17 protein-coding genes are annotated in these 15,158 nt (G+C 62.9%); 6 read left to right on the top strand and 11 right to left on the bottom strand.

The window, feature by feature from the left end; translation table 11 throughout:
* Positions 1-24: 24 nt before the first annotated feature.
* Positions 25-780 (bottom strand): GntR family transcriptional regulator, encoded by a 756-nt coding sequence (locus tag V6765_RS09330; protein WP_448428026.1) that lies wholly within the window; start codon positions 778-780, stop codon positions 25-27.
* A gap of 219 nt (positions 781-999) precedes the next feature.
* On the opposite strand from V6765_RS09330, the gene V6765_RS09335 reads away from it, so the two are divergent.
* From V6765_RS09335 to V6765_RS09355, 5 genes are all read left to right on the top strand, one after another.
* Positions 1,000-1,710: an alpha/beta fold hydrolase gene (locus tag V6765_RS09335; RefSeq protein WP_448428028.1), complete on the top strand. Its 711-nt coding sequence runs from the start codon at positions 1,000-1,002 to the stop codon at positions 1,708-1,710.
* The gene (locus tag V6765_RS09340; RefSeq protein ID WP_448428030.1) at positions 1,703-2,044 is read left to right on the top strand and encodes an extradiol ring-cleavage dioxygenase; all 342 of its coding nucleotides are present in this window, start codon (positions 1,703-1,705) and stop codon (positions 2,042-2,044) included. The genes V6765_RS09335 and V6765_RS09340 overlap by 8 nt, the downstream gene beginning before the upstream one ends.
* Positions 2,044-2,883 (top strand): class III extradiol dioxygenase family protein, encoded by an 840-nt coding sequence (locus V6765_RS09345; RefSeq protein WP_448428032.1) that lies wholly within the window; start codon positions 2,044-2,046, stop codon positions 2,881-2,883. The genes V6765_RS09340 and V6765_RS09345 overlap by 1 nt, the downstream gene beginning before the upstream one ends.
* Complete coding sequence (locus V6765_RS09350) at positions 2,883-3,215, top strand: YciI family protein (RefSeq protein WP_448428034.1); 333 nt, start codon at positions 2,883-2,885, stop codon at positions 3,213-3,215. Before V6765_RS09345 ends, V6765_RS09350 begins: the two co-directional genes overlap by 1 nt.
* Positions 3,216-3,464: 249 nt before the next feature.
* On the top strand, positions 3,465-4,931 hold the full coding sequence (locus V6765_RS09355) for an aldehyde dehydrogenase (RefSeq protein WP_448428036.1): 1,467 nt from the start codon (positions 3,465-3,467) through the stop codon (positions 4,929-4,931).
* A 159-nt stretch (positions 4,932-5,090) separates the two neighbouring features.
* Here V6765_RS09355 and V6765_RS09360 read toward each other — a convergent pair whose 3' ends face one another.
* From V6765_RS09360 to pcaDC, 4 genes are all read right to left on the bottom strand, one after another.
* Positions 5,091-6,143 (bottom strand): 3-carboxy-cis,cis-muconate cycloisomerase, encoded by a 1,053-nt coding sequence (locus V6765_RS09360; protein ID WP_448428038.1) that lies wholly within the window; start codon positions 6,141-6,143, stop codon positions 5,091-5,093.
* A 149-nt stretch (positions 6,144-6,292) separates the two neighbouring features.
* Complete coding sequence (gene pcaG, locus V6765_RS09365; RefSeq protein ID WP_448428040.1) at positions 6,293-6,892, bottom strand: protocatechuate 3,4-dioxygenase subunit alpha; 600 nt, start codon at positions 6,890-6,892, stop codon at positions 6,293-6,295.
* Between the two features lies 1 nt (position 6,893).
* Positions 6,894-7,622, bottom strand: a complete 729-nt coding sequence (gene pcaH / locus V6765_RS09370; RefSeq protein WP_448428042.1) for a protocatechuate 3,4-dioxygenase subunit beta — start codon at positions 7,620-7,622, stop codon at positions 6,894-6,896.
* Positions 7,615-8,790, bottom strand: a complete 1,176-nt coding sequence (gene pcaDC, locus V6765_RS09375; protein ID WP_448428044.1) for a bifunctional 3-oxoadipate enol-lactonase/4-carboxymuconolactone decarboxylase PcaDC — start codon at positions 8,788-8,790, stop codon at positions 7,615-7,617. Before pcaDC ends, pcaH begins: the two co-directional genes overlap by 8 nt.
* A gap of 86 nt (positions 8,791-8,876) precedes the next feature.
* Between pcaDC and pcaQ the strand changes: the two genes are divergently transcribed.
* Positions 8,877-9,809, top strand: a complete 933-nt coding sequence (pcaQ, locus tag V6765_RS09380; protein ID WP_448428046.1) for a pca operon transcription factor PcaQ — start codon at positions 8,877-8,879, stop codon at positions 9,807-9,809.
* A gap of 8 nt (positions 9,810-9,817) precedes the next feature.
* Here the strand turns inward: pcaQ and V6765_RS09385 are convergent, their stop codons facing one another.
* From V6765_RS09385 to V6765_RS09410, 6 genes are all read right to left on the bottom strand, one after another.
* Positions 9,818-11,122, bottom strand: coding sequence for a TRAP transporter large permease (locus tag V6765_RS09385; RefSeq protein WP_448428048.1), 1,305 nt, complete (start codon positions 11,120-11,122; stop codon positions 9,818-9,820).
* Positions 11,119-11,625 carry a TRAP transporter small permease gene (locus tag V6765_RS09390; protein ID WP_448428050.1) on the bottom strand — a complete coding sequence of 169 codons (507 nt, stop codon included), beginning with the start codon at positions 11,623-11,625 and terminating at the stop codon, positions 11,119-11,121. Before V6765_RS09390 ends, V6765_RS09385 begins: the two co-directional genes overlap by 4 nt.
* Positions 11,626-11,720: 95 nt before the next feature.
* Positions 11,721-12,815, bottom strand: a complete 1,095-nt coding sequence (locus V6765_RS09395; protein ID WP_448428052.1) for a C4-dicarboxylate TRAP transporter substrate-binding protein — start codon at positions 12,813-12,815, stop codon at positions 11,721-11,723.
* Positions 12,816-12,856: 41 nt separating this feature from the next.
* Entirely contained in the window at positions 12,857-13,732 is an 876-nt protein-coding gene (locus V6765_RS09400; protein ID WP_448428053.1) for an amidohydrolase family protein, read from the bottom strand.
* A complete protein-coding gene (locus V6765_RS09405; RefSeq protein WP_448428055.1) occupies positions 13,729-14,211 on the bottom strand; it encodes a MarR family winged helix-turn-helix transcriptional regulator in 483 nt (160 codons plus the stop codon). Before V6765_RS09405 ends, V6765_RS09400 begins: the two co-directional genes overlap by 4 nt.
* Position 14,212: 1 nt before the next feature.
* Complete coding sequence (locus V6765_RS09410; RefSeq protein WP_448428057.1) at positions 14,213-15,007, bottom strand: crotonase/enoyl-CoA hydratase family protein; 795 nt, start codon at positions 15,005-15,007, stop codon at positions 14,213-14,215.
* Positions 15,008-15,158 lie beyond the last annotated feature (151 nt).

Here is a 15,158-nt window from a genome sequence, read left to right on the forward strand (position 1 = left end):
TTTCTCGCATTGATAGCGATGATCTTAGGGTAGGATCGTGTCGTCAGGCGCAACAAGCGCAAGGCCCGGCACGGTGGTGACGCGATTGCGCTCCTTGGAGAAGATGTATTCCAGGTTCCGCCGCGCGGCACATGCATGTTCGCGTGCCAGCGCTTCCGCCCGCGAGCCCTGGCGCTGGGCGATCGCAGTGACGATTTCACGGTGCTGCTCCTGAGCCACCTGCAGCGACCTGCGAAAATCGGAAAGCTTGGTCTTGTCCGGCAGGAAGGCAGAGGGCGAGGCAAACGGCAATTGCTTGGCGCGGGCCAGTTCGCGCTCCAGCGTGGCCGAGCGCGGCAGGGTGGCCAGCGCATTATGAAATTCGCCGTTCAATTCCGAATAGCTATCGAAATCAACGTCATCCGGCGACACGCCGACACAGCCGTCGAGCGCCCTCACGATTGTGGAAATTTCCTTCAGCGCCCTCTCGCTCACCCCGCGTTCGGCAGCAAGCCGCGCGGCGGTACCCTCCAGCACACCGCGCAGTTCGATCGTGTCCAGCACATCGGCATAGGCGAAGCTGCGCACAAGAAAACCGCCGCTGCGGGCGCGCTCCAGAAGCCCTTCCTCCGCCAGCCGCGACATCGCCTCGCGCACCGGCGTGCGCGAGATCTGAAGATCCTCGGCGAGCGCCACCTCGAACAGCCGCGTGCCGCCCGGAATGGCTCCGTCCAGGATCCGCTTGCGCAGTTCCACCAGCGCCCGCATCGTGTGCGTCTTTGCCGTCGTCTGCCTGTCCATCCTTACCTCCCGACCTGATGCGACCCGATGGACCGGGCCATGAATGCCTAATGTATACATAGAACAGACCAGAGCAAGATCATCCGACTTAGCAGCCCGCTTCAAGCGCCTTTCGATTAAAGCAATGTATACATTAAAAGCGGTTTTTGGTTGATTTTTCCCGAATTTTTCGCTATCGCTACAGAAAATGTATTCACGATGGCGCTGGGAGGGCCACTCATGACCACATTGCTTCTCATTCCCGGCCTGGTTTCCGACGCCCGCGTCTGGCGCGCTGTTGCCCAGGCCGCGCCGGAATGGCTGTCCGTGGCCAACGTCGACATCACCCGCGACCCGACCATCCAGGACATGGCGGCCCGGCTTCTGCGCGAGAGCGAAGGGCCGCTGATCCCCGTCGGCCATTCCCTGGGCGGGCGTGTTGCCATGGAATTGGCGCGCCAGGCGCCGGAGCGCGTGCGCGGCCTCGTACTGGCCAATACCGGACATGACGGCATGGGAGAGAACGAGGCGCCCAAGCGGCTCGCCAAGATCGCCCGCGGCTACGAGGACATGGCGGCCCTTGCCGCCGAATGGCTGCCGCCGATGCTCGCTGAAGGCATTCCGCCGGACCCGGCGCTCGTCGACGACCTGACCGACATGGTGATCAAAGCCGGACCGGATATTCACGCCCGCCAGATCCGCGCCATCATGGAGCGCCCGAACGCGATGGACTACATCGCCGACATCACCTGTCCGGTTCTCCTGATCACCGGCGCGCAGGATAGCTGGTCGCCGGAAAAACAGCATCGCGAGATCGCCGACAAGCTCGCGGTCTCCGAACTTCAGATCATCGACGGCGCCGGGCATTTCATGCCCGTGGAGCGCCCGGCGGAAACGGTTGCCGCCATTACCGGCTGGCTCGATCAGCATAAGGAGGAGCTCAATGTCTGACGTGCTCGAAATTCCCGAAACGCCGCTCTTCGAGCGTGAGCGTTCGAAAAACGGCTACCGAATGAACAAGATGGCGATGGCGCTCGGCAAGCCGGAAAACCGCGCGGCCTTCAGGGCCGACGAGGAAGCCTTTCTCGACAGTTTCGGCCTCGGCGAGGCGGAGAAACAGGCGGTGATGAGCCGCGACTGGCACAAGATGGTGGCGCTTGGCGGCAATCTGTTCTTCATCCTGAAGATCGCGGCGGTCGATCCGGCGAGCATGGCCGAAATCGGCGCAGCCCAGGCCGGCATGAGCCAGGACGAATTTCTCAAGTCAAGACTGGGGAAGATGTAATGGCCGAAATCATTGGCGGCGTTGGCACCAGCCACGTACCCTCCATCGGCGTGGCGCTCGACAAGGGCCTTGCCGAAACGCCCGACTGGAAGCCCTTCTTCGACGGCTATATTCCGGGCAAGAAGTGGATGGCGGACAAGAAGCCCGACGTTGCGGTCGTGATCTTCAACGATCATGGCAACACATTCTTCCTCGACCGCGTGCCGACCTTCGCCATCGGCGTGGCAGATAGTTACAAGCCGGTGGACGAGGGCTGGGGACCGCGCGACGTGCCCGACTTCGAAGGCGCCGCCGATCTCTCATGGCATATCGTCGACACGATGGTGGAAAACCATTTCGACCCGCTGGTCTGCCGCGAGATCGAGGTCGACCATGGGCTTCAGGTGCCGCTGGAACTGTTCTTCGGCCGCCCCGAACACTGGCCGGTCAAGGTGGTGCCGATCTGGGTCAACACCATCCAGTACCCAATCCCCACCCCGCAGCGCTGCTGGGAAATGGGGAAGGTGCTGCGCCGGGCGATCGAGAGTTTTCCCGGCGATGAGCGCGTGGTGATCATGGGCACGGGCGGGCTTTCCCACCAGCTTCAGGGCAGTCGCGCAGGCTTTATCAACCGCGAGGCCGACGAGGCCTGGCTCGACGGCATCGCCAATGACTACGAGAAATACCGGAACATGAGCCGCAAGGACTATGTCGACCAGTTCGGCTCGGAAGGGGCGGAACTGATCATGTGGCTGGTGATGCGCGCGGCCATGAACCCGCACGTGGAAATGAAGCACCGGCATTATTACGCCCCCGCCTCGCTGACCGGCGCCGGCATGGTCGTGCTGGAGAATGCGTGATGGCGTTTTTCCTGATGCGCTGCCTGAACAATCCGGATGTCCATGAGTTGCGCGAAAAAATCCGCCCGCAGCACCGCGAATGGGTGTCCTCCGGCGGCAACGGCCTGGTCTCGGTGCTGATCGGCTCAGCACTCCTCGGCGAGGACGGCCGCTCCTGCGGCAATTTCGGCATATTGGAAGCAAAAACCCGCGCCGATGCGGAGGCCTTCGCGGAGGGCGATCCCTTCCGCAAGGCGGGCATTGTCGCAGAAATCGAGCTGACGCCCCTGCCCGATACGTTTCAGGCCGGGCGGATCGGCGACCCGATGAGTCCCCGCCTGCCGGCTGTGTAAACACACACCCAGGGAGGAGAAGGTGACCGCAAAGATCATTGACGGAAAGACCTTTGCGGCAAGGCTGCGCGGCGCGGTGGGGCATGGTCAAGCGCGCTGACCGCAGCCTGCCGCCGCCACAGCCTTGCCGAACCGGAAGACCTTGGCGGCTGACAGCCTATCCCTTATGCGTTGCAGGTTTTGCGGGCCAAACGCGCTCCAGGGTTGTAGAATGGCACATCATGGTCTGAACAAGGGAGGAGAGGACCAATGAATATTGCACAGGACGTAAAACAGGCGGCATCACGCGTGCCGGACAAGTTCTTCATCGACGGCGCATGGGTTGCACCCTTGTCGTCGGCAAAGATCGATATTGTCTCGCCGGTCACCGAGGAGGTCGTGATGACCTATCCGGAAGCCTCGGCGGCGGATATCGACCATGCGGTTGCAGCCGCGCGCGAAGCCTTTGACAACGGCCCCTGGCCGCATATGGCGCCGGCGGAGCGGGCCCGCTATCTGCGCAAGGTCGCCGAACATCTGCGCGAACGGCTGGACGATGTCGCCCATGACTGGACATGGCAGATGGGCGCGCCGATCTCGCTGACGAAGAAACTCGCCGGCCAGAGCCCGCTGCTCTTCGACAATTACGCCGATATCATAGAGACCTATCCCTTCGTCGATCCGCGCGACCGGCTCGACGGCGGGGTCACCCGCGTGGTGCAGGAACCGGTCGGCGTCGTCGGCGCGATCACGCCGTGGAACGCGCCGCTGGTGCTTCTGACCTACAAGGTCTCCGCAGCGCTCGCCGCCGGCTGCACCATGGTGGCCAAGCCCTCGCCGGAAACGCCGCTGGAAGCCTATATCTTGGCTGAATGCATCGAGAAGGCGGGCCTTCCGCGCGGCGTCTTCAACCTTGTGCCAGCGGGCCGCGAAGGGGGTGATCATCTCGTGCGCCATCCCGGCATCGACAAGGTGGCCTTTACCGGCTCCACCGCCGCCGGCAAGAAGATCGCAGCCGCATGCTCCGAACGTCTGGCCCGCGTCAGCCTGGAACTCGGCGGCAAATCAGCGGCGGTTCTGATGGAGGATGCGGATTTCGCCGCAGCACTCCCCTCGCTGATGGTCTACACCATGCCGATCACCGGGCAGGTCTGCTTCTCGCTCACCCGCATTCTGGTGCCCGAATCCCGCAAGCAGGAATTTGTCGATCTTTATGTCGGCGCGCTCAAGGGCGTCACCGTCGGCGATCCGATGGACCCGGCAACGCTGATGGGCCCGCTGGCCAAGGCCGAGCAATATGCCCGGGTGACCAATTACATCGATCTCGGTCGCAGCGAGGGCGCGACGCTTGCCTGCGGCGGCGGTCGACCGGCCGGCCTCGACAAGGGCTATTTCGTCGAGCCGACCGTCTTTGTCGATGTCGACCCCTCGATGCGCATCGCCCAGGAGGAGATCTTCGGCCCGGTCGTCTCGATCATTGCCTATGACGGCGAGGCCGATGCGATCCGCAAGGCCAATGACAGCGTCTACGGCCTCAACGCCTCGATCTATGCCGGCGATCCGGAGCGCGCCTTCCATCTTGCCCGGCAGGTGCGGGCCGGCAATATCACCGTTAACGGCGTGATCGTCGATCCGCGCATGCCCTTCGGCGGGTTCAAGCAATCGGGCATGGGCCGCGAGGGCGGCCTTGAGGGACTGGCCAACTATCTGGAGACCAAGTCGATCCACATGGCCTGACCGTCAAGGCCTGAGCAATAGAGGGCGGCGCAAGTTTCCTCCGGCGACAACGCCGCGCGTCGCCCTGGCCCCCTTTCTTCGCGCCCCCGGGTTTCAAACCGGTCATGGCTTCCTGCGCTGAGTGAACCGACCTTCTGAGGCAAAACCGCGCTGCCGCCCTCACCCTCTGCCGATCCGCTCAACTTTGCCGCAAAGTTCGAGCGCCGCTGCAAGCGACCGGCCGGTTGCAAGCGCCATCTGCGGCAGGATCATCCATTCGAGGTTCCAGGCCGCGCCCGACCGCTCCTGTTCATGGACAAGGGCGTGATGCAGGCCGGAGACCTGCACCGCGTTGAAGCGGGCAAGCGTGACCAGGAGTTCGGCCAGGACCGGATTGTTCTTGTGCGGCATGGCGGACGACCCGCCGCCGCCGGAAAGGGCGATCTCGTCAATGCCCTGCTGGGCCATCAGCGCCACATCCTGCCCCATCTTGCCGAGCGTCCCCGTGATCAGCGAGAGCGTCGAGGCATAATCGGCGACCCCCTCGCGCATGGCGTGCCAGGCTTTCTCGCTGGGGTGAAGCCGAAGCTCCTCGGCGACGGCGGTGACCATGGCAACCGCGTTGCTGCCAAGGGCGGCGCGGTTGCCGGCGGCGCCGCCGATCTGCACCTTTTCGACGCAGGGTCTGAGTGCCTCCAGACGATCGGCATGCGCGTCAAGCGGCAGCCGCCAAGTCGCGATCCGCTCGCGCGCGGCGATTTCGGTTGCCGCCTGCATGCGCGTCCGTCCCATGATAACGGCGTCGCCGAAAGCGCGCTCAAGCGCGTCGAGGGCCGCGGCCAAGGCTTTGAGACGGTCAAGAAAAAGCGTGGTTGTCTCTCGCAGGGTCAGGGCAAGGGCGGTGTCGACCACATCCTGAGAGGTCGCGCCGGTGTGGAGAGCCGCCGCCGGCACGCTCTCTCGCAGGATGGCAAGCAATGCCGGCACCGGCACGCCATCGGCTGCCATGCCAGCCCTGAGCGCCTCGGGTGCGATATCGGCGTCCTCGATCGCCGCGGCCGCCCTCGCCGCCTCTGCTGCATCGAAGAACCCGCAGGCGCCACCCGCCCGGCTCCAGGCTGCCTCGAATGCCAGCATATGCCGCAGCTGCCGTTCCGGCGACCAGATCGCGGCGGTCTCCGGATCGCCGAAGTAGCCGCCGAGCCAGGGATGATCGAATGCCGATAGGGCCACGCGTGAAGCTCCTTGAAAAACGGGATGCGGGACGATCGCCAACGTCTCTCCCGCGGAAAGGGGCTAAACCCTCGGGTCAGCCCGATGACGACAGAGAGAAGACGCCTCTGTCAACCCGAAACGGCCGCAAAATCGACGTGACGTCCCTGTCAGATATCCAGGAACACCGTTTCGCCTTCGCCCTGAAGGTGGATGTCGAAGCGATATTGCCCGTCGCCGGTCTTCTTCGCGATCAGCGTCGGCACCCGGTGCTTCAATTCGACGGCCTTGAGGATACGATCATCGGCATTGTCCTCATCATCGAAATAGACACGGGTGTTGAGGCCGATATTGATGCCGCGCGCGACGATCCACAGCGAGATATGCGGCGCGTTGTGCGAACCGCCTCTGCCCTTGAAGGCGCCGGGCTTGACCGTCTTCAGCACGAATTCGCCGCTGTCTGCATCGGCGGCAAAGCGGCAGAGGCCGGAAACAGCGGGATCCGCACCCGGCTGGCCGGGGAAAATGCCGGCGGCATCCGGCTGCCAGCTCTCCAGCATGGCATCGCGGATCGCGTTGCCCGTTCCGTCGAACACCTGGCCGCGTATCTCGATGATCTCGCCTTTTGCTCCTTCCGAAATGGCGCTTTCGCCGATCTCCCGCTCATAGGATCCCGGATTGCCGGCATAGGTCGGCATCAGGCCGATATGGACATATGGACCAGCGGTCTGGGATGCCGTTTCCTGCAGGTTTTGAAGTTTCTGGACCATATCACATGCCCTCCATCTTGTTTTCGAACATGGTCTGGCGACGGCCGCGCAGCACGATGTCGAACTTGTAGGCCAGGAAATCGTGCGGCCGCGACATGTTCATGTCGAGCGGTGCGACGAGCCCGTCGAGATCGCCGCGCTGACGAACGGTATTGGCAATCGGACAGAGCGGGATCAGCGGATCGCCCTCGAAATACATCTGGGTGATCAGCCGCTGGCCGAAGCTGTGGCCGTAGACCGAAACGTGGATATGCATCGGCCGCCAGTCATTGCCGCCATTGGGCCAGGGATAGGCGCCGGGCCGGATGGTGAGGAACTGGTAATTGCCCTCGGCATCGGTGATCGTACGCCCGCAGCCGCCAAAATTCGGATCAAGTGGTGCGAAATAGGTATCCTTCTTGTGGCGGTAGCGCCCGCCGGCGTTCGCCTGCCAGATCTCGATCAGCGTTTCGGGCACCGGCTTGCCGCGTTCATCCATGATGCGGCCATAGACCAGAATGCGCTCGCCGACGGCCGGCGCCTCGCCCTTCGTCCAGTTGAGAATCAGATTGTTGTCCAGCGGCCCAAGCTGGTTATGGCCAAAAACCGGGCCGGTCTCCTCCGAGGGGCCGCTTTCCAGCGACAGGAGCGGCAGGTTCGGCGAGCGGGCGACCGAGGTCTTGTAGCCCGGCGTATAGGCCGGGGGATGAACCATCCGGTTTCGCGGGATCAGGGGTCCCAGATCAGTCATCGTCATTCTCCTCCATTGCGGCAAAGGCCGCCTTCGCAAGTTTCAAGGCATGATTGGCGCGCGGCACGCCGGCATAGATCGCGACATGCTGAAAGGCTTCCACCACGTCCTGCCGGCTGGCGCCCGTGCGGGCAGTCGCGCGGATATGCATCGGGATTTCCTCGAAATTGCCTGTGGCGGCGAGAAGCGCCAGCGTCAGCATCGAACGCTCCCGGCGGGTGATCGCATCAGACGCCCAGACCGTGCCCCAGGCGCTTTCGGTAATCAGTGTTTGAAAGGCATCGTCGAGCGGTGTCTTGGCTGCCTCCGCGCGGTCCACATGGACATCACCCAGAACCGCGCGACGAACCTGCATGCCGGCCGCATGGCGTCCGCCATCGGCATGATCGGCCGTCTGTCGCAGGAAACCGGACAGAAGGGCGGCAACGGCCTCCGGCTGTTCCACCGGCGGCAGATGGCCGGCGTCGTCGATCAGGTGAAACGGTGCGTTATAAGCGACAGCGGTCTCGCGCACGAGATCGGGCGGGGTGGAACCATCGAGCGCGCCGCAGAGCGCAAGCACCGGACATTTCACCTCCACCGCGCGTGCCGTGTAGTCGGCGCCGGCCAGCGCCCTGCAGCACGCGATGTAGCCGTCAAGCGGGGTCCGCTCCAGCATGGCGCGCCACATGGCGGCTTCCGGCGAAGCAAGTAACTCCGGCGCAAACCAGCGCGCCAGAACGGCGTCGGAAATAGAGGCTATGCCGCCAGCTTCTAGGGCTGCGATGCGCTCGCCCCACATTTCGGCGCTTCCGATCCGCATCGCCGTATCCATCAGCACCATGGCGCGAACCAGATCCGGACGCTTGAACGCGACCGCCTGCGCGATCAGTCCGCCGATCGAAAGACCGACCAGCGTGACATCTTCAAGCTGCAACGTCTCACAAATGGCGATCACATCATCGGCAAGAGTTTCGATGGAAAGGCTGGCTCCGGCGGGACCGAGACCGGAGAGCCCGTGGCCGCGCTTGTCATGGCGCACGAGCCGAAGCCCCTTGGGCAGGTGCGGCAGGAGCCGGTCCCAGACCCTGAGGTCGGTTCCCAGCGAATTGATGAACAAAACGGCGTGTCCGTCTTGCGGTCCGTCCTGGCGCACATGAAGTGCGGTGCCATCCGATTGAATGATCATGCGGTTCCTCCCAGCCTGTTTTGCCATAGCCGAGAGGCATAAAAAATTATATTCAAGGGAAAATAGCATAACCTATAGGTTAAATGATGCTCAATCCTCGTCTGCGCATGCGCCATCTGCGCTGTTTTCTGGAAACCGCGCGGCGCGGATCGCTGAGCGGTGCGGCAAACGCGCTTCACATCAGCCAGCCAGCCGTTTCGAAAACCATCCGCGAGCTGGAGGAAATCCTCGGCGTCGAGCTGTTCGACCGCTCCGGCCGCCGGCTGACGCTGACGCGTGCGGGCAAGATCTTTCAGCAATATGGCGGGCAGGCGCTTGCAAACCTGACCCGCGCCCAGGATCTGGTGCGCGAGGGGCGCCCGCAGCGCACTCGCCTTGTTGTCGGCGCGTTGCCGACCGCCTCGACGTCGCTGGTGCCGCAGGCGGCCCTGACGCTTCGCCAAACCGCACCCGAATGCATGCTGCGGGTCACCACCGGCCCCAACTGGCTGCTTCTCTCCCAATTGCGCGAAGGCGCGCTCGACATGGTTGTCGGCCGCATGGCCTCGGCGGCGCTGATGGAGGGGCTGTCCTTCCGCCAGCTCTATTCGGAGCGGATCGTTGCGGTGGTGCGCCGCGACCATCCGCTCGACGGAAAAATGCCCGATGCCGAGAGCCTGAGAAACTATCCTCTGATGCTGCCGCCGCCGGGCGCTGTGATCGCGCCGCTGGTGACCGCCTATCTCCATGCGCTTGGCCTCGCCCAGCCGGAGCCCGCCTTCGAGAGCGTGGCGCTCGCCTTCGGGCGGCGGGTGGTGCTCGATTCCGACACGATCTGGTTCATCTCCGAGGGCGTGGTGCGCGACGAGCTTGAAGGCGGAACGCTGGCCACCCTTGCCATTGATGACGATCTGCTTGGCGGCCCGGTCGGCGTTTCGATGCGCACCAATGTGACGCCGACGGCCGAACAGCGTCGGTTCGTGGCGGCACTGGAACAGGCGGCGGGCAACGACTTTCGCAAAGCCGGCCCATCGGCATAGCCCGGCGCTCACTTCAAAAGATCCGGCAGAAACATCACCACCGACGGTACGGCTATCACCAGCGCGATTACGAACAGATCCATGACGATGAAGGGCAGGACGCCGGCAAAGACCTGCGCGATCGAGACATATTTGCCGGCAACGTTCTTGATGACGAAGACGTTCATGCCGACTGGTGGCGTGATCATGCCGATCTCCAGCATCTTCACCACCACGACGCCGAACCAGACAAGGCTGATGCCCTCGGCGCGCAGGATCGGCAGGAATATCGGCAGCGTCGTCAGCATGGCGCCGAAGGGCTCCATGAAGGTGCCGAGCGCCAGATAGATCAGGACGATGATCAGCATCAGCTTGAAATAGCCGAGATCGGCATCGGCAACGAACGACGAGAGGAAGTGCGACAAGCCGCTGACCCCGAGAAAGCGGGTGAACATCGCAGCCCCCACGCCGATGATGAACAGCGCGCCGGTGGAGGTCACCGTATCGATCAGCGAATGGGTAAAGCTCCATTTCGTCAGCCGCCCGGTGACGGCGGCAAGCAGGATGGTGCCGAGCGCACCGACCGCCCCGGCTTCCGTTGCCGTGAAAAGCCCCGAGAACATGCCGCCGAAAATCAACAGCACCAGAACGGTGAGCGGGATCACCTGAAGGATGGCTGCGCGGCCTTCCGCGCTGACCGGCGACGTATCACGGGACGGCACGAGGTCCGGACGGAAAAGGCTGATGCCGATGATGACGAGGCAATAGCCGATGGCGGTGAGGACACCGATGCCGATGCCACCGATGAAGACCTGGGTAACCGAGGTCTCGGCGAAGACGCCGTAGATGATCATCAGGATCGAAGGCGGGATCAGCGCGCCGATCGTGCCGCCGGCGGCAATCGAGCCAGCCGCGATCGAGGGGCGATAGCCGGCTGCGACCATTTCCGGAATGGCAATTCTCCCCATGGCCGCGGCGCAGGCAAGCGAGGAGCCGGAAACGGCGGCAAAACCGGAACAGGCAAAGATCGACGAGACCGCCAGCCCGCCCGGCAGGCGGCGCAGCACCACCTTGGCGGCAGCAAACAACCCGCCGGTCAGGCCTGAGTGAAAGGCGACAAACCCCATCAGCAGAAACATCGGCACCGCCGACATCGTCCAGCTGGCGACGAAGGAATAGGGCGTGTTCGACAGGATGCCGAAGGCCGGCGTGACGCCGAGAAGCGCAGTGATGCCGCCAAAGGAAACGGCAATCAGCGCCATGGCCACCGGCACGCGCAGAAGAAGCAGGACGATGAGAACGCCAATGCCGACAAATCCGACTTCGGGGTTCATGCCGCATCCTCCGATGCCGCCGGCTGAAGGTCATGGAAGGCCAGAAGCAGGCAGGTCGCGGCGGCAATGGCAAAGCCTGCCGGCGGCAGGAAATAACTGTGCCAGACCGGCATTTTCATCGAGGCGAGCTCCACATAGGTGCCGGAACGGAAATTGGAGAGCGCCGAATTCCAGGTGGTCCAGGCAAGACTCGCATAAACGGCCGCTGACAGAAGACAGACCGCCGCATCGGAGACGCGGCGAACGGCACGCGTCATGGCGAATTCAAACAGTTCGACGGATACCATCTCACGGCGCAGCTCCAGCCAGGACAGCGGCAGAAAGGCGGTTGCCACCATGTAGTAGCGCGCCACCATCTCGGTCGTGACGGGGAGCGAGATGCGAAACAGATTGCGCAGCGCCACATCGAGGCTGATATGGATCATCATCAACACGACGCCGGCGGCGCCGATGAAGGCCAGGATACGCGCGACCACGGCGGCGAGCCGAAGGAGTGCGGTCATCAAGAGGCTCCAGAGCTGGACAGGAATGGCTGTTCATACGCATTCATGGAGCGCGCCGGTCTTCCGGCCGCCGCGCCCCGAATTGTCGTCAGGCCTCACATCCCGTAGGTTGAAAAGTCGATCTTGCTCCAGACTTCATCGATCATGCGCTCGGCCAGCGCATCGGGATCATTGCCGACTTCCTCGGCAATCGCGGTCCATTTCTCCACCAGTTCGGTAAAGTAGACCGCCTCTTCGCCCGAAAGCGCCGTGCGGTCCTTCACATCCTGGGCGGCAAAGGCCTCGGAGGCTTCGAGGAAGGCCGGATCGGGCTCGATCACCTCGATATCGGTCTTGGCCAGCGCCTCTTCCGCAGCAGACGGTAGTTGGAACGCCCAGCGGTCGGTCAGGTCGAAATTGGCCCGAGCGGCTGCCATGCCGATTTCCTCACGCTCCTCGTCGGAAAACGCGCGCCAGGTGTTGAGGCCCACCGTGAAGTTCGAGGTTACGTGGTAGGTGCCGATCGGGACAATGGTGACCTCTTTGGCGATATCGATCAGCCGGAACGACAAGAGGTCGACAGTCGACGCCATGGTGCCGTCGATCGTGCCCTGGCTCATCGCCTCGAATGTGTCGCCGACGCCGATATTGACCGGCGTTGCGCCGAAATTCTCCGCCCAGCGCGAATAGGGCGCGCCGCCGGTGCGAAGCCGCATGCCCTTCAGGTCATCGGCGGTGCGTACGGGTTTGGTGGTGATCAGATTGTAGACATTGGACGAACCGGCCCCGAGGAAGACCATGCCGAGCTTCTTGAACTCTTTCTGGCAGGGTTCGCAGGTCATGCCATATTCGGTCATCGCCATGGCCATGGCATGCGGGTTGCGGCCGATCAGCGCCAGATCGCCGGCAATGCCGGTGACTTCCATGTCGGCCGGGAAATAAAGCGGCAGGACATTGCCGGCGTCCACCAACCCGGTCTGCAGCGCGTCCTTCATCTGCGGCAGAGACACGACTTCCGGCCCCAGGATCAGCCCGGTCATGGCGCCGCCGGAGTTTTCGGCGATGTTTTCGGCGAAATGCTCATACATGTAATAGGCCGGGTGAGCCGGCGGCCCTCCCGGTGCAAGGCGCAGTTCGCGCGCCGATGCGGTGGTTCCGGCGGCCATCATCGCGACGGCGGCCAATGCTGCGAATTTCTGTATGCGATTCATGAATTCTCCTCCCAAAAAATCCGAATGCCACGTTTCGTCAGTTACATCGCCAGAAGCTTCCTCGCATTCTCCTTCAGAAGCAGCGGACGAACCTCGTCCTTGATCTCGATTTTCTCAAAATCGGCAAGCCAGCGATCCGGCGTGATGGCGGGCCAGTCGGAGCCGAACAGCAGTTTGTGCTTCAGCAGCGAATTGGCGTATTTCACCAGGATCGGCGGGAAATATTTCGGGCTCCAGCCCGACAGGTCTATATAGACATTGGGCTTGTGCTGGGCGACGGCGAGCGCCTCTTCCTGCCAGGGGAAGGACGGATGGGCGGCAATGATCTTCAGGTCGGGAAAATCCACCGCCACGTCGTCCAGATACATGGGATTGGAATATTTCAGCCGCATGCCCATACCGCCGCGCATGCCGGAGCCGACGCCGGTCTGGCCGGTGTGAAACAGCGCGATGCCGCCCTCTTCCTCTATCACCTCGTAGAGACCGTAGGCCGACCGGTCATTGGGAAAAAAGCCCTGATAGGTCGGGTGGAACTTGAAGCCGCGCACGCCGTGGTCGCGCATCAGGCTCCTCGCCTCGCGAATGCCGAGCTTGCCCTTGGCCGGGTCGATAGAGGCGAAGGGCACCATGATATCGGCGTTCTTCGCCGCAATCTCCGCCACTTCATGGTTGGAGTAACGGCGAAAACCGGTCTCGCGCTCGGCATCGACGGGAAAGATGATGCAGCCGATCCTGCGTCCGCGAAAATAGGCGGCGGTCTCCTCCACCGTCGGCAGCATGCCGTGGCGGCCGGCAGGGTTCTTGAAATACTTCGCCATGCCGGCCTGGAACTCCATATAGCCGTCATCGCGGTGGGTGCAGCAGGGTTCCTCGGCATGGACATGGACGTCGAAGGCGATGAGATCGTCGAAATTCATAAGTCCTCCCTCCCCTCCAGCCCGACATAGCGCCTGAGCAGGCGCGCGAGCGTGGCGGCCTCCCCGGCGCTCAGATCGTGGGTGTTATAGGCGTCCTCGCCGAAGAAATTGCGACAGTTGGCGGCGACAAAATCCTCGCCCTTCGCTGTCAGCCGGAGCAGCACGGAGCGGCGGTCGTGATCGGGAATCTCCCGTTCGATCAGGCCCTGATCCTCGAAACGCCGAACCGTCTTGGTCATATGGGCCGGCTTGATCCTGAGCATTTGCGCCAGAATGCCCTGCTTGATGTCAGGGTTGAGGTGAATGACCCAGAGCATGGAAAACTCGCCCGGCCTGAGATCGTCGGCGCCGAAACGCTCATAGAACTGGTCATAGACACGCACCTGCGCCACGCGCAGCAGAAAGCCGAGCGAATCATTAAGCTCGCCGAGCTGGACATCGTCGGTGATCTGCGGAGAAAGACGTGGTTCTTCTCCCATGTCAGGCTCCACCGGGCGCTGCCACCTTGGCGGCGCGCTTTTCGAGGAAGGCGGTCAACCGTTCCTCCGCTTCGGGCGATGTGGCGGTGAAAGATGAAATGAAGCTTTCCATCAAAAGGCCGTCGTCGCGGCTCATCTCGCGCATGCGCGGCAGCGCGTTGATGACGGCGTAATTGGAGAGTTCCGCGTTGGAGGCTGCCCTTTTGGCAAGTTCCAGCGCCTTTTCAACCGATTTTCCAGCCGGGACGACATATTGGACAAGGTTCCAGCGTTCTCCGGTCTCGGCATCGATCGAACGGCCCGTCAGCATCAGGTCCGTCATTCGCGCCACGCCCATCAGCCGCGCGGTGCGCACCGAGCCGCCGCCTCCGACAAAGATGCCGCGCTGGCCTTCCGGCAGGGCGAAGAAGGTGGTCTCGTCGGCAATGCGGATCTGCGCGGCAGACGCAAGCTCCAGCCCGCCGCCGACCACGGCGCCGTGCAGGGCGCAGAACCACGGGATCGGACCGAATTCGATTCGGCCGAATACCTCATGCCAGCGGCGCGAACTGTGTACGCCTTCGAAAGCGGATTTCTTCACATGTTCGGAAAGGTCCAGTCCGGCGCAGAAATGCCTGCCATTGCCGAAAATCACGCCGGCCTTGGCCTCGCTTCGCGCCCGCTCGATTGCGCTGGCGAGTGCCTCGACGACCCTGTCGCTGATCGCGTTGCGTTTTTCCGGACGATTGAGCCCGAGAAGCGCAACCTCTCCGCGCATTTCATAGGTTACAAGGTCGGCCTCTTGCCCTGTGGTCACCATAAACTTCCTTTCGAACATTCCAGTTTTCTCTATACGAGAAAATAATTTCCTTGTAAATAATACATCAATAAACTGTATATCTTGCAATTGTCCGACCTGAAGGGAGGGGCCGGACAAGGACGACCCGAGAGGATTTCGCGGCCCGGAC

It is taken from the genome of Martelella sp. FOR1707, from assembly GCF_053484265.1.

What these genes read in the sequence shown, in the direction of transcription:
- V6765_RS09335 (WP_448428028.1), top strand. Translation starts at nt 1,000, where the DNA reads ATGACCACATTGCTTCTCATTCCCGGCCTGGTTTCCGACGCCCGCGTC.
- V6765_RS09345 (WP_448428032.1), top strand. Translation starts at nt 2,044, where the DNA reads ATGGCCGAAATCATTGGCGGCGTTGGCACCAGCCACGTACCCTCCATC.
- pcaQ (WP_448428046.1), top strand. Translation starts at nt 8,877, where the DNA reads ATGCTCAATCCTCGTCTGCGCATGCGCCATCTGCGCTGTTTTCTGGAA.
- V6765_RS09390 (WP_448428050.1), bottom strand. Translation starts at nt 11,625, where the DNA reads ATGACCGCACTCCTTCGGCTCGCCGCCGTGGTCGCGCGTATCCTGGCC.
- pcaH (WP_448428042.1), bottom strand. Translation starts at nt 7,622, where the DNA reads ATGACTGATCTGGGACCCCTGATCCCGCGAAACCGGATGGTTCATCCC.
- V6765_RS09340 (WP_448428030.1), top strand. Translation starts at nt 1,703, where the DNA reads ATGTCTGACGTGCTCGAAATTCCCGAAACGCCGCTCTTCGAGCGTGAG.
- V6765_RS09355 (WP_448428036.1), top strand. Translation starts at nt 3,465, where the DNA reads ATGAATATTGCACAGGACGTAAAACAGGCGGCATCACGCGTGCCGGAC.
- pcaG (WP_448428040.1), bottom strand. Translation starts at nt 6,892, where the DNA reads ATGGTCCAGAAACTTCAAAACCTGCAGGAAACGGCATCCCAGACCGCT.
- V6765_RS09385 (WP_448428048.1), bottom strand. Translation starts at nt 11,122, where the DNA reads ATGAACCCCGAAGTCGGATTTGTCGGCATTGGCGTTCTCATCGTCCTG.
- pcaDC (WP_448428044.1), bottom strand. Translation starts at nt 8,790, where the DNA reads ATGATCATTCAATCGGATGGCACCGCACTTCATGTGCGCCAGGACGGA.
- V6765_RS09395 (WP_448428052.1), bottom strand. Translation starts at nt 12,815, where the DNA reads ATGAATCGCATACAGAAATTCGCAGCATTGGCCGCCGTCGCGATGATG.
- V6765_RS09350 (WP_448428034.1), top strand. Translation starts at nt 2,883, where the DNA reads ATGGCGTTTTTCCTGATGCGCTGCCTGAACAATCCGGATGTCCATGAG.
- V6765_RS09330 (WP_448428026.1), bottom strand. Translation starts at nt 780, where the DNA reads ATGGACAGGCAGACGACGGCAAAGACGCACACGATGCGGGCGCTGGTG.
- V6765_RS09405 (WP_448428055.1), bottom strand. Translation starts at nt 14,211, where the DNA reads ATGGGAGAAGAACCACGTCTTTCTCCGCAGATCACCGACGATGTCCAG.
- V6765_RS09400 (WP_448428053.1), bottom strand. Translation starts at nt 13,732, where the DNA reads ATGAATTTCGACGATCTCATCGCCTTCGACGTCCATGTCCATGCCGAG.